The sequence below is a fragment of the Vibrio sp. GJ43-1 genome (assembly GCF_055808835.1).
Genome location: NZ_CM147885.1, coordinates 391088 through 404654, shown reverse-complemented (window position 1 = coordinate 404654; position 13567 = coordinate 391088). Strand labels below are relative to the sequence as shown.

Annotated in this window: 15 protein-coding genes; 7 read left to right on the top strand and 8 right to left on the bottom strand. The window is 44.3% G+C overall.

Annotation, left to right across the window (positions count from 1 at the left end; all coding sequences use genetic code 11):
• Positions 1-101: 101 nt before the first annotated feature.
• The 5 genes from AC0L66_RS19150 to AC0L66_RS19130 all read right to left on the bottom strand — a co-directional run bounded on the left by AC0L66_RS19150 (position 102) and on the right by AC0L66_RS19130 (position 4148).
• Complete coding sequence (locus AC0L66_RS19150; RefSeq protein ID WP_265676040.1) at positions 102-560, bottom strand: copper chaperone PCu(A)C; 459 nt, start codon at positions 558-560, stop codon at positions 102-104.
• Between the two features lie 29 nt (positions 561-589).
• Positions 590-1183 (bottom strand): SCO family protein, encoded by a 594-nt coding sequence (locus AC0L66_RS19145; protein ID WP_473570917.1) that lies wholly within the window; start codon positions 1181-1183, stop codon positions 590-592.
• 13 nt (positions 1184-1196) lie between these two features.
• Entirely contained in the window at positions 1197-1619 is a 423-nt protein-coding gene (locus AC0L66_RS19140; RefSeq protein ID WP_265676038.1) for a hypothetical protein, read from the bottom strand.
• 154 nt (positions 1620-1773) lie between these two features.
• The gene (locus tag AC0L66_RS19135; RefSeq protein ID WP_265676037.1) at positions 1774-2385 is read right to left on the bottom strand and encodes a Crp/Fnr family transcriptional regulator; all 612 of its coding nucleotides are present in this window, start codon (positions 2383-2385) and stop codon (positions 1774-1776) included.
• A 320-nt stretch (positions 2386-2705) separates the two neighbouring features.
• Complete coding sequence (locus AC0L66_RS19130; protein WP_473570428.1) at positions 2706-4148, bottom strand: PTS transporter subunit EIIC; 1443 nt, start codon at positions 4146-4148, stop codon at positions 2706-2708.
• Positions 4149-4465: 317 nt separating this feature from the next.
• Between AC0L66_RS19130 and AC0L66_RS19125 the strand changes: the two genes are divergently transcribed.
• Genes AC0L66_RS19125 through AC0L66_RS19115 form a run of 3 tightly spaced genes read left to right on the top strand, consistent with a single transcriptional unit; the run spans position 4466 to position 5998 of the window.
• Positions 4466-5284: an HAD family hydrolase gene (locus AC0L66_RS19125; protein ID WP_265676035.1), complete on the top strand. Its 819-nt coding sequence runs from the start codon at positions 4466-4468 to the stop codon at positions 5282-5284.
• A gap of 26 nt (positions 5285-5310) precedes the next feature.
• Positions 5311-5673 (top strand): YidH family protein, encoded by a 363-nt coding sequence (locus AC0L66_RS19120; RefSeq protein ID WP_265676034.1) that lies wholly within the window; start codon positions 5311-5313, stop codon positions 5671-5673.
• Positions 5674-5686: 13 nt separating this feature from the next.
• Positions 5687-5998: a DUF202 domain-containing protein gene (locus AC0L66_RS19115; protein ID WP_265676033.1), complete on the top strand. Its 312-nt coding sequence runs from the start codon at positions 5687-5689 to the stop codon at positions 5996-5998.
• 167 nt (positions 5999-6165) lie between these two features.
• Here AC0L66_RS19115 and AC0L66_RS19110 read toward each other — a convergent pair whose 3' ends face one another.
• Positions 6166-8022 carry an ABC transporter ATP-binding protein gene (locus tag AC0L66_RS19110; RefSeq protein WP_265676032.1) on the bottom strand — a complete coding sequence of 619 codons (1857 nt, stop codon included), beginning with the start codon at positions 8020-8022 and terminating at the stop codon, positions 6166-6168.
• Positions 8023-8551: 529 nt separating this feature from the next.
• Here AC0L66_RS19110 and AC0L66_RS19105 point away from each other — a divergent pair.
• From AC0L66_RS19105 to AC0L66_RS19095, 3 genes are all read left to right on the top strand, one after another.
• Entirely contained in the window at positions 8552-9547 is a 996-nt protein-coding gene (locus AC0L66_RS19105) for an arginine deiminase-related protein (protein WP_473570427.1), read from the top strand.
• A gap of 168 nt (positions 9548-9715) precedes the next feature.
• Positions 9716-11167 (top strand): catalase KatE2, encoded by a 1452-nt coding sequence (gene katE2 / locus AC0L66_RS19100; RefSeq protein WP_265676030.1) that lies wholly within the window; start codon positions 9716-9718, stop codon positions 11165-11167.
• Between the two features lie 373 nt (positions 11168-11540).
• Positions 11541-11723, top strand: a complete 183-nt coding sequence (locus AC0L66_RS19095) for a hypothetical protein (RefSeq protein ID WP_473570425.1) — start codon at positions 11541-11543, stop codon at positions 11721-11723.
• 10 nt (positions 11724-11733) lie between these two features.
• Here AC0L66_RS19095 and AC0L66_RS19090 read toward each other — a convergent pair whose 3' ends face one another.
• Positions 11734-12108, bottom strand: coding sequence for a YybH family protein (locus AC0L66_RS19090; protein ID WP_265676028.1), 375 nt, complete (start codon positions 12106-12108; stop codon positions 11734-11736).
• A gap of 107 nt (positions 12109-12215) precedes the next feature.
• Between AC0L66_RS19090 and AC0L66_RS19085 the strand changes: the two genes are divergently transcribed.
• A complete protein-coding gene (locus AC0L66_RS19085) occupies positions 12216-13082 on the top strand; it encodes a LysR family transcriptional regulator (protein ID WP_265676027.1) in 867 nt (288 codons plus the stop codon).
• A 182-nt stretch (positions 13083-13264) separates the two neighbouring features.
• On the opposite strand, the gene cspE is transcribed toward AC0L66_RS19085, so the two are convergent.
• On the bottom strand, positions 13265-13477 hold the full coding sequence (gene cspE / locus AC0L66_RS19080; protein ID WP_102468123.1) for a transcription antiterminator/RNA stability regulator CspE: 213 nt from the start codon (positions 13475-13477) through the stop codon (positions 13265-13267).
• Positions 13478-13567: the final 90 nt, after the last annotated feature.

Genomic DNA, 13567 nt, shown 5'->3' with positions numbered 1-13567 from the left:
CTTAGCAATGAAAAAGCGCATCGATGATGCGCTTTTTCATTATTTGATACTTAGCGATTACTAACGCTAAGTGTCAGTAATCTTAGAAATAGTGGGTTATTTTAATGGTGATCGTGGTTCATTTTACTCATGCCTGACATGACTTTTTTCACTGGCACGGTAACCACTTGTACTTCACCATTGGCAAACGTTAGTTCGACATCAATCGTTTGGGTTTCTTTTAACGGCTCATTGATATCCAGTAGCATGATGTGCAGGCTGCCAGGCTTTAACATGACATGACCGTTCGCTGGGATCTCAATGTTCTGGACTTGGCGCATTTGCATCACCTCACCATCCATTACTACATCATGAAGCTCGACCACAGCAGCGGCTTGCGAGTGTGCTTTGACTAGGGTTCTAACATTATCACTGGTGTTTTCAATGGTGGCAAATACCGCACTGGTCGTTGCATTCGGCGCAGTCGCGCGCGCGTAGGCATCGTGAACATCAATGGCCGCATTGGCAAATGATAATGGTGCAAGTGCAAGAAGAGATAAGAGTGTTTTGTTGAGCTTCATGTGGATTCCGATTCTTGTTGTCGTGGTATCTATCCCTGATTATTCAGTCGCTTGATCGCCTCAATAATAGGAGCTGGAGTTAGGGTGTGAGGCACCTTCTCAATCAATGTGCCATCGGGTTTAAGAAAATAGAAGTAAGAGCTATGGTCGAGGGTATAACCAAGTTTGGATCCCTCTAGTTCGGTTTTACGAAATATCACGCCATAGCGATGGGCCAGTGGGGTAGTTACATCAAGCGGTGCGGACAAACCTTCGATCATTGGGTGAAAATAGTGGGCATATTCCGCTGATGCTGCGGCAGCGTCGCGTTCAGGATCGAGAGAGATAAATAGAGGACGAATGGTTGTTTTACTTGATTCATCAATCTGATTGAGCGCACCAGCCAGCATCGCCAGTGACGTTGGACAAACATCAGGGCAACGTGTAAAGCCGAAATAGACGATACGGGTTCGGGAATCTTGTTGGTCAAAGATAGCGATAGGGTTATCATTTTCGCCAAACAACACCGCACTTGATGTTTCCTCTATCTGACGTTTAGCGTCGGCTTGCTGGTCGGAGTCTTTTTTATGTTGTAGGGTGATATTCGTTGCGATACCGACAGCAAAAGCACCAATCAGTAGCAGTAACCATTTTTTTTCATCGTGTCATCCTTACTGCCGCTTGTACTGAATTCTCACCTTCGGCGATAGTGCCATACCATGTCATGCTATCTTCAGTACAGACTGGGAGAATGATTTCACCTTGATAAACATTCGGTTTGATCATATCGAGTTGGTATTTTACCACACCCATATCCATCTCTTTACCTTGTAAAGACACCAGTAGCTGCTCGGCTTCAGCATTGGGCCAGAACACTTGTATCTCCACGGGCATTAATGGATGAGCACGGTCTTTATTGAGTTGAATTTTGACGCCATCCTGCTCACAAAGCTTGGTTGATAGCATGCAGTATTCACTTAAATCGACGTGCATGGTCTTAGCTTTATTGAGTAAATTAGGCAGAAGAAAACCCGCACCGAGTGCAAGCGCGATAAATAAAAACTTTACTTTGTTGTTCAAGTTGTTATCAACCCAGAAGAAATTCGTAGGCGCATCGTAACATAATCTGAAATGACCGCCGTGCGGTCACTCCAAAAATACGAAATAATTGATGGATTTTTATAAAGCTAATTGCGTTGTAGGAGAAAGTTAGATCTTTATAAGCCCGTGCAGTTTATAGCATGGCAAGGCGCATTCTTTCGTGATACAGCTTTTCAATATCAAAAGATTTTTGGGTGTTTTTACCTTCCATAAGATGGCTGGTTTTCAATTTTTTACTCACACGAATAACGGTTTCTGTCGAGCAACCACAGTGAGACGCAATTTCTCGGTATGTCCAATTGTACGTAGCGTCGACTTTGACCAGATCGATCATACTGTCGATGACCCTGAGTTCTACGCTGTGACTCGGCATTTTTGACAAACGAATTTCGGCATGGCGCAGCTCGGTTGCCATTTCGCTCATTAGAAAACGGATGAAGTTGATATTGTTTTGAAAAAAGGCATCAAGATTGACGATGTGAATTTTCGTCAGGGTGACATCCGTTAATGCTTTCGCACCGACGTGGTAGGTTTGACCGGAAAGAAGCGTACGGTAACCAAAATACTGTTCACATGAGTAGACTCGGCTGAGGACTTCTTTGCCGTTAAGCAATAGTCGATTTAGCGCGATCAAGCCGTTGTCGATGAAATAGAAGCAGTCGGCGTTGTCATGTTGAAGATAAATGTCTTCACCCTTAGAAAATGTGACTTTTCGAAACTCGCAAGAAACCAAATCAAAATCCATTTACGTGCTCCTATTATTCCTTATGGTTTACAGGGTTGATGTTTACATATTATTGGTGTGCTGTCTGTGTCGGTTCCCATCTTTTCCCTTAGTATACTGATAGGTTGATCCTAGGGTTAACGAGATTACGAATACGTTGCTAACTGGAAGGAACCAGTGATTGAAAGAGGGTTCGATGTTACACAGAAGGCGTTAAAGAATGGTGATGTGCGAAAGGCAGCATTGTGTAATCAAAGTGTCACCATCGTAATCAAAAATGGCGTGTAGAAAAAAGCCTCCTAGAGGAGGCTTTGGTGCAGCTATCTACTTTGAGCTGACACTTAAGTGGCGGCTTTGTTCAAGCTCTCTGCCTCTTTTTCCGCTTCTTGAAGATGTTTTGCTCTCATATCTTCCGCGATCATTTCTGCTGATGTGCCAACAATGATTTGTACAGTGGTTGGCGTAGGGCGAATGACACCCGCAGCCCCAAGGCGTTTGCACGCGACGTCATCCACAAGGTCACTATTTTCTAGCGTAAGACGCAAGCGTGTCATACAGCAGTTGATGTTTTGAATGTTGGTGTAGCCTCCAGCAGCGGCGTAGTATGCGCCTGCCAGTTCGTCATTGTTGGTGGTCGTTTTTGCCGATTCAACGGCTTCTTCTTCATCTTCACGTCCTGGCGTTTTTAAGTTGAAGTACTTGATTGCAGCCGTAAAGGTGACGAAGTAAATGGCGAAGTATGCTAATCCTAATGGGATGATACGAATAGGGTTCGTAGCAAGGTTCCAGTTGAGCACATAGTCTATGAAGCCTCCGGAGAAACCGAATCCATGTTTGATGTTCAATAGGTCTGAAATGACATAGGACATGCCCATTAAGATAGCGTGCAGCGCAAACAAAATCGGTGCGGTGAACATGAATAGGAATTCAATGGGTTCCGTAATACCAGTTAGGAAACTGGTCAGTGAAATAGAGACCAGCATGCCGACAAGTGCTTTGCGACGCTCTTTTTTCGCTGTAGTGTAAAAGGCTAAACAAACTGCAGGTAGACCAAACATCATCACGACGTAGCAACCTGTCATGAATGCGCCAGCTTCTGGGTCACCAGCAAAGAAGCGCAATTGATCGCCAATGATTTCAGTCCCTGATGGATCGGTATACGAACCAAACATAAAGCGAACAATACTATTGAGGATATGATGCAAGCCAAACGGGATAAGAAGACGGTTCATTGCACCGTAAACAAACAGTCCAGGTTCGCCACTTTCAATCATCCACATACCAAAGTTGTTGATCATTGCGCCAATAGCAGGGAAACCGTGACCGACAATGAACGCCATGACGATTGAGCATAATGCCGTTACGATCGGTACAAATCGCTTACCACCAAAGAAGCCAAGCCAATCAGGCAGTTTGGTGTCTTTAAAGTTGTTATAAAGATAACCCGCCATGAGGCCTGCGATAATCCCTGACAACACACCCATTTTTAGATCGGGTGTGATGGTTTTCGCACCTTCTAAAATAATAAGGTGTGCGATAACGCCAGCGACCCCAGCGGTACCGTTATGATCTTTTGCTAAACCAACCGCAATTCCAACCGCAAACAGCATAGGTAGTCCGCCAAAGATGGCGCCCCCCGAAGCTTTCACAAAAGGAAGATCGAGTAAATCCGGCGATCCAAATCGCAGTAGTAATGCGGCAACGGGCAGTACGGCTATTGGCAGCATCAATGATGCCCCAACTCGCTGTAGCTGATTGAGTATGCCGGAGAGTATTTGTTTCATAAGAACCTCCAGTTCCATTCATTATTCGATAAAGTCCTGACATTAAAATAATGTCTTTCTACGCAATATTTTCTAGTTATAGGTCTTGGTTGTTACGTAGTATTTCAAAGTGAAAAATTACCGATATGACAGCCGTCATAAGTGAGGGGCTAACCAATCAAAGATGTGACTTTGCGCGCTTTATTGAGTTTCTTGTAATCAGAATTAGCCGACAATATCGCACTTATTGCTAGCAATGTTTAGCTTATGATCGCAGTCATACCCACTCTAAAATGGACCAAATATAATCGTGTGGTCGTAATTATAGGGAAAGCGCTATGTACAACTATCAGTCTGTTGTGTTCGACCTAGATGGAACACTACTTAATAGCCGCCATCAGATTCTGACCGAAAATAAAGCCGTTATCCAAAATTTACAATCAACGAAGGTTGATATTTATCTTGCAAGTGGTCGACCCCATCAACTGATGTTGCCTTATGCTAATGAACTTGGGTTAGAGACGCCATTAATTTGCTGTAATGGGGCGTATTGCTTTGACGCAAAGTCCAAGGACATTATTCATGGCCGCCCATTAGATAGAAATAGCCTTAGTGCGTTACTTACGTTCTGTAAACCGCTGGATGTTGCCGTGAGGATCATCAGCCCTAAGCACATTTACTTATATCAAGCGGCGCCCAGCTTTCAACAAATGTCTGAGTGGGAGAGAACGCGCGAACCAAATGGTGTACCTACCTATCAGCAGGTGCACGAAGAGCAGTTCGTCTCATTCGCGCAATCATTGACCATCTATAAAGCCGTGGTTGAAACAAAAGACCTTGCGGTACTTAAAGCATTACAAACGTATTGCGATGACCATGAATTGAATTTCACTCAATCGAGCCAAACGATGGCGGACATTACAACCCTTGGCACGAATAAAGCGCAGGCCTTGAGCCAGTTATTACAAGCTAAGTCCTATGATGTAGTTGATACGGTTGCCTTTGGGAATTACAGCAATGACATAGAGTTATTGGTCAGTGCTGGATTGGGAATTGCAATGGGAAATAGCCCGTTAGAAGTCAAAGAAATCGCCAATATTGTGACAACCCACCATGATGAGTCAGGAATTTACGATTCGCTTTGTCTTTATTTTTAACCGCTAATACTGAGCAAGGATAACCATTGAAATACACTAAATCATCGAACTGGAGAAGCGAAGGGCAGGCACCTGATTATCGGTTTTCTTTGGCCAATGAACGCACGTACTTATCATGGATTCGTACTTCTTTGGCGTTGCTTGCTGGCGCGGTTGGAATTGAACATCTAGTACCCGAGTTTGCGGCTTCGAACATGAGGTTGTTGTTGTCGGCGATACTTTGCGTGATGGCGGCAGCACTACCGTTGTTGGCTTATATACGCTGGGCATCCAATGAGCGCGCCATGCGCAACGGTCGGGAACTGTCGTATTCGGTCGCGATTAAGGTCATCAGTATTATCATCTTTCTGGTCGCTATGTTGGTTATTGCCATGATGTGGTTGCCGTGAGGCAGAGGTAGCGATGAGGATAAAAGATCCTGGACTACAGCTAGAGAGAACAGTATTAGCATGGTTTCGAACGATGTGGTTGAGCCTGTTACTAGCGATGGTAATGATGAAATATGCAATCACTAATCAGCAACTTTCTTTAATGATTGGCAGCGTTGCTTTAGCGGTGTTGAGTCTGTTGTTATTTGGATGTGGTCATTGGCGTGCTAGAAGGTTTCACTATGAGCAGCATCAAACATCGAATAGTGAGGCTGGAATTAAGAAGTTTATCGCATTATCGATTTTGCTGGTCGCGGTGGTGAATTTGTTGCAATTGGTCATTTAAATAGTGTGAGTGCCTTGTGCTGTGTGCGTGTAGTGAATTGGGAACCTGCTTCGCTACATAAAAAGAAAGCCACCCATGTTTAGCTAAAATCCGTGACTGGCAGCTAAACTAAGTGGCTTTGTTTGATGGTTATTTACCTTACAACATATTGTTCGAGCCTAGGTGGACTACGCTACTCCTTCCTGTTCTACGTTGTCCTCACCGCAAATAAACCCACCAGTCTGATGCGCCCAAAGCTGCGCGTAAACGCCTTTTTGTTCAATCAACTCTTGGTGTGTGCCTTCTTCAAGAACTTGACCCTGATCTAAAACAATCAAGCGGTCCATCGCAGCAATAGTTGATAGGCGATGCGCAATAGCAATCACGGTTTTGCCTTCCATAAGTTCATTCAGGCTTTCTTGAATTGCTGCTTCAACTTCAGAATCAAGCGCGGATGTTGCTTCATCGAGGATCAAGATCGGCGCATTTTTAAGCAGGACTCGTGAGATAGCAATACGTTGTCTTTGTCCCCCAGAAAGTTTCACGCCTCGCTCACCGACTTGCGCATCGTAGCCCACGTTACCAAACGGGTCGGTAAGGGTTTCGACAAACTCATTGGCATGGGCTTGTTTAGTGGCCGAGAGGAGATCGTCTTCAGTGGCATCCGGACGACCATACATGATGTTTTCTCGGATAGAGCGGTGCAGCAGCGAGGTATCTTGTGTGACCATGCCAATTTTGCTGCGTAGAGAATCTTGTGTGACCTCTGAAATTGTTTGACCATCGATTCGGATCTGACCGCCCTCGACGTCATGGAAACGAAGCAGCAGGTTCACAAGTGTAGACTTCCCTGCACCAGAGCGACCAACTAGGCCAACTTTCTCTCCCGGTTTAATGTTGAGGTTGAGGTTACTAATCACGCCTTTATTCTCACCATAGTGGAAGCTGACGTTATCAAACTCAATACCGCCTTGGTCGACGACAATCGGCTTAGCATCAGGTTTATCTTGGATAGCGATAGGCTTAGACATCGTTTTGATGCCATCGACCACGGTACCCATGTTTTCAAATAACGCCCCCACTTCCCACATGATCCACATCGACATGCCATTGATTCGCAGCGCCAAACTAATCGCGATGGCGATGGCACCAATGGTGATGGCGCTCTGCATCCATAAATAGATGGAAATGCCAGCGATAGAGAACAATAAAATGTAGTTAGCAAGCTGTACACAGACATCAAACCCTGTCACTAGGCGCATTTGCCTGTGAACGGTATCGAGAAATCCGTCCATGCCTTCTTTGGCATATTCTGTCTCTCTTTTACTGTGTGAAAAGAGTTTGACGGTAGAGATGTTGGTGTAGCTGTCTACTATTCGTCCTGTCATCAAAGAGCGAGAATCCGCTTGCTCTGCTGCTACTTTTTTCAGCTTTGGGACAAAATAAAGCTGGATACCAATATAAGCGAATAGCCACAAAAGCATTGGCAGCATTAGCCAAAGATCGGCCTGTGCCAAGATAAACAGCATGGAGGTAAAATACACCATGACATAGACAAAAACGTCAGCGGTTTTCATCACCGTTTCGCGAACCGCTAATGCCGTTTGCATCACTTTAGTCGCGACTCTTCCCGCAAAATCATCTTGGTAAAAGGACAAACTTTGCTTTAACAAGTAGCGATGCATTTGCCATCGGATAGACATGGGGTAGTTGCCAAGCAAGGTTTGGTGCGTCAATAAAGAGTACACCAAAATAAGGGCTGGCATGACGAGCAGAATTACGAGCCCGATCCAAAAGAGAGTGCTTCCGTTTTCTGCCATAAAGGTTTCGGGTGTGCTGGCGGTTAGTAAATCGACCAGTTCACCCATGAAGCTAAATAGCGCCACTTCTATAATCGCGACAGTGGTACTGAGTAGTGCCATTAGAATTAATGGCTTTTCGAATCCACGAGTAAAGTGTCGACAAAAAGCAAAGATGCCCTCTGGCGGTTGCTCGGGCTCCTGCTTTGGAAAAGCTTTTGTGAAAGATTCAAAGCGTTTAAACATGATTCACCTAGGTGCTATGAATGCTCGACTGCATTCAGAATAAAATGACGAACTCTCGCCACAATAGGCAGAGAGAAGTCTTTAGTAAGAATTTGTTTTTAAGCCGTTTTTATTTTACATGGCGAAGGTTCCATTTCGCTGAAGAGCACAGTGGAGTGCATTAAATTTATGACGAAATTGCAACGCCAACGAAACGGATAGTATGACAAGATTCAAAGGGCTACGAAATTAAGTGTATAACTTTCAATCAACTGGCTCAAGTTGTGTCATTAGATTAGTTTGAATATGAAACAATATTGTTACTTTGTTGTAGGCATATCAAAGAAAAATGGCGGAATCGGTGCAAAATAGTTGACGATTTTACTGACTTGCTTGGATATTCAGTAAATACGTCTGAATAAAGTGAATAATGCAGTTAATGAGTGGAGTCTTTGATGTCAAATAGGGTTGAATTCAGTTAATTGACAATTAACATTTTGCTTACAATTCAAAAATCGTTGATGAAGTTTGTAGAATGAGTGGACTCAATATGAATCAAGGAACAGCTTTACATCTAAAATGGCCCCGTCAATCAAAGTTACAATGCTCGGTTCAAAATGCGAATTGTGTGGTGATGGTGCCCCCTAAAGAGTTCGGTTTTAATGCTGAAACAGCAAAAGATAATGAATTTCAACAGCCAGTGACGATGGACTCGGTTGCTGTACGTGCTGCTGCCATGGGCGAGTTCAATACTATGGTAGCGGCGCTGCGCAAGGTTGGCGTGCAAGTCGTCGAGTTTGATTACCCGAAATCAGAGCAAGAAACCCCCGATGCTGTCTTTCCAAATAATTGGTTTAGTACTACGCAAGATGGGGCGTTTTATACGTTTCCAATGGCATGTAATAACCGCCAGCATGAAGTGCGCCCTGAAGCGCTAATGAAATCCTTACGCGCTGCTGGGCGAGTGATTATCGCAACTGATTCCATGGAAAGCTACGCTAAGCGAGGTGCTTATTTAGAAAGCACTGGTGTGATGGTTAAAGACCATGTTAACCGAACTATCTATGCGGCTTTGTCTCAGCGTTGTGAAAGAGAGGCGCTGGAGGATTATGCCAAGCGTATTGGTTATCATCGCGTGGTCTCTTTTCAAACGGCACTTCCATCGGGACTACCGATTTATCACACCAATGTGATGATGGCGATTGGAGAAAATTTTGCGGTGATTTGTGCAGACCTTATTCCGGAATATGAGCGCCGATTTGTGATTAAATCTTTGGCTAAGTCCAAGCAAGTGATCACCATCAGTGAGCCTCAGATGAATCATTTTTGTGGCAATATTCTTCAGCTGGAAACGGTGAATGGCGACAAAGTCATTGCCATGTCACAATCGGCGTATGATGCCTTTACGCCTTCACAACGGCAGCAATTGAGCACGCATGGAAAGCTACTCCCTTTCGACGTCTCTACCATTGAGACCGTTGGTGGTGGAAGCGTGCGTTGTATGCTGGGTGAAATCTTTCTGCCATCGCGAGTGAAATCGTTGTAAGGGCGACTTTGAATGAGCATGTATTTGAATTTGCCGCGCAAATAACGTTTGGTGGTTCGATAGCTATTGCTTATCGAATTGATAGTTAGATCCCGTTGTCTATTTTTATTGTCCGCATTTATAGTAAGTGTATTCAATCGGCGATGATTTGATCACTAAGGATCTACTATGACTAAGAAATTAACGACAGCGGCAGGTTGTCCTGTTGCACATAACCAAAACGTGGCGACTGCTGGTAAGCGTGGCCCGATGTTGCTGCAAGATGTCTGGTTTTTAGAAAAGATGGCGCATTTTGACCGCGAAGTGATCCCTGAGCGTCGTATGCATGCCAAAGGCTCTGGGGCTTACGGCAAGTTTACCGTTACTAATGACATTACTCAGTACACCAAAGCGGCAATTTTTTCAGAGGTGGGTAAAACGACCGAGTTGTTTGCTCGCTTTACCACGGTGGCAGGTGAGCGCGGCGCGGCGGATGCTGAGCGCGATATTCGTGGCTTTGCGTTAAAATTTTATACGGAAGAAGGAAACTGGGATCTAGTCGGTAATAATACGCCGGTATTCTTTTTGCGCGACCCACTCAAATTTCCAGACCTAAATCATGCGGTTAAACGCGATCCTCGCACCAATATGCGTAGCGCAGAAAATAACTGGGATTTTTGGACGTCATTACCTGAAGCATTTCATCAAGTCACCATTGTCATGAGTGACCGTGGTATTCCTGCCACCTACCGTCATATGAACGGTTTTGGTAGCCATACCTTTAGTTTAATTAATGCTGACAACGAACGTGTTTGGGTGAAATTTCATTTCCAAACACAGCAAGGGATCAAGAACTTAACGGACCAAGAAGCAGAAGCGTTAGTAGGACGTGACCGCGAAAGTCACCACCGTGATCTATACGAAAGTATTGAAAATGGTGAGTTTCCAAAATGGACGATGCAGATTCAAGTTATGACGGAAGCACAGGCTAATGCGAGTGAGTTTAATCCGTTTGATCTTACTAAAGTATGGCCTCATGGTGATTTCCCACTGATCGAAGTCGGTGAGTTTGAATTAAACCGCAACCCTGAAAACTTCTTTGCTGAAGTGGAGCAATCGGCATTTAATCCAGCTGCTATTGTCCCAGGAGTAGGGTTTTCTCCAGATAGAATGCTGCAAGGTCGTTTGTTTGCTTATGGTGATGCCCAACGCTATCGTTTAGGCGTAAACCATCATCAGATCCCAGTCAATGCACCACGTTGTCCAGTACACAGTTATCACCGAGATGGGGCAATGCGTATTGATGGTAACTATGGCTCAACAAAAGGTTATGAACCTAATCAGTATGGGGAGTGGGCAGAGCAATCTGAATATGCTGAGCCAGCGTTAGCCATCGAGGGAGATGCGGGGCATTGGGATCACCGTGAAGATAGTGATTACTTCACACAAGCAGGTGATCTCTTCCGCCTAATGACTAAAGAAGAGCAACAACGCTTGTTTGAAAATACGGCTCGTTCGGTAGGCGCGGCGTCTAAACCTATCCAGCTCAAGCATATTTGGCACGCATTGCAAGCTGATCGTGATTACGCGGAAGGTCTGGCTGCTGCTTTGAATATCGATATGGCTGAAGTGGAGGGTTAGCAATGACATGGTTGGAGAGAGTATTTCAGCTGGATCATGTCTTTTTTTCCATTGACAATCGAGTGGTGAAAACGTCTATGCAGCGTCAGTACTGCTCTTGTTAACGTGGTTACTGCCTTGTAAATCTGACTTCGATAGAAATGCCCGGGTACTATCCCGGGCATTTTTTATATCGGGTAGTAAATTAGAGTCGGAGTTGGTGGTGAATACTCGCTACTAAAGAGCGGCTCCGTTCTAGCACATCAATCATTCACATTATTGCTATACGCGCCTCAGCCATTCTTTACTTTTGATTTAGATCAATTCTTTATTTTCTAGTGATGAAGTTTATACTGAAACAAGATTGGTAAGGAAACCATTCAAAAGGAATTGTATGCTGAAAGTAATAGCGGTGGTATCTGTGCTTGCGGGGCTGGTGGTTGGCGCAAAATACAACAAAGAAGTGAATGATGTCCTCGACATAGAGCGTTATGAGTATGTCGTCGACAAAGTGCTTGAAAGTCATCTTGTTTTTGAAGAGCTGAGTGAAGACCTCACCCAGCTGTTTGAACCTTAGCGAAGTTGGGCTACCGTTCTCCCTGAACTTCGAAGTCATCGCTAATAAGTCGCGCTTTACCGTCATCTTCTACTGCCCACAATTCACGATGAACGACGCCAAAGGCTTTATTCATTGTCCAGCTTGATGTCAATATATAGCCCTTTTCTCCATGAGCTTGCCACTGAGTATCGGTGTATTCAACTTCTTTGAAACCTTGGTCCATTATATTTTGCCAAAACGCTTGTATGGCGTCTCGACCTTCGAACGTCCCAAAGGGGCGAGCATGCATGGTACAGTTTTCGTTATATTGCGCAGCACAACCTTGAGCATCTTGGTTGTTAAATGCGTCTTGCCATGCAGCGATACCTTGTTTGCAGGCGTTGAGTGTTTGATGGTTTGACATAAGGAGCCCTTACTTAAATAACTGAATACGGGTCCAGCATAGCGCTATGATTAGCATTGAAAAATAGTTATATTAAAAAGGAATGTTTAATAAAACAGAACAATAAAATGAATCGTCTAAGACAAATGTCAATCTTCGCGCATATTGTTGAAGCGGGCTCTATTTCAGCGGCTGCAGATACATTAGAGCTATCAAAGTCGGTCGTGAGTCAGCACCTAAAAGCGCTTGAAACAGAATTAGGTCTAACGCTACTTAAGCGAACGACCCGACGACAGGCACTCACAGAGGCAGGTCGAAGCTTTTATTCTCGTTGCAAGGATCTTAACTGCATTATCGATTCGGCTTGGGCTGAGGCTCAAGAGTTGGTAGCAGAGCCAACAGGAAGAGTCAGGATAACAGCGCCAAATGCCCTCATGGAGACTCTCATAACGCCGATTATTGGTGATTTAATGCAGCAATACCCACGTTTGGAACCGGAGCTGATAAGTAGTGATCAACATATTGATTTTTATGAGCATGACATCGATCTGGCGATTCGGGTAGGACCGTCGAAAAGCAGCAATTTAAAACAGCGACGTTTGGGCCAGTTTCGAGATGTGTTATGTGGGGAAGCATCGTTGGTGTCCAGCACGGCGTTGGATGACCTTAATTATATCTCTAATCATTGGCAAGGTAGGCAAATTCATCATGTTTTTACCAGTAAGAAAGAGGCAAATCAGGAATACCGTAAAGAGGCTCGCTGCATGACAAATTCATTTCATAGTAGCTTATCATTAGTCACTCAGGGGGCAGGGATCGGTCTCGTACCTGATTTTTATTTACCATTGGTAAGTCCCAAGCTCGTGCCTGTATTACCGAATCATCATCTGCCGCCAAATTCAATTTACGCACTTAATCCATTTAGTCAGAGCGTACCAATGTCAGTAAATGTGTGTATCAAAGCGATTGAAGAGCAATTAGTCATGTTGGTTTAATTAAACTTAAATTCCAGAAATATAGAAATAAAAGGCGAAATTAAAAAAGAAAGCGAACGTTCTTGGTTTGTCTGGTTTTAAGTAATGAGTTAACTGCTGGAGGTCTTAGAGATAACAGAAGGGGTGGTGCTAGGGGGGATAAAAAGTGGCGCAAACAGTAGACTGTTTGCGCCGCTCTTAAATTAGATAGCTACTACGTTTGCAGCTTGTGGGCCTTTTTGGCCTTGCTCTACTTCAAAAGACACTTTTTGGCCTTCAGCAAGAGTTTTGAAACCTTCAGAAGCGATAGCACGGAAGTGAACGAATACGTCAGCACCGCCGTTGTCTTGAGTAATGAAACCGAAACCTTTCTCTTCGTTAAACCATTTTACGATGCCAGTAGTTTTGTTAGACATGAGAGCCCCTTAATATATTTAATTTCATAAAGTTATCGCGAAATTGCGATGCGCTGATAGCTCGGAATTATTTAATGTTACGATGAAGCA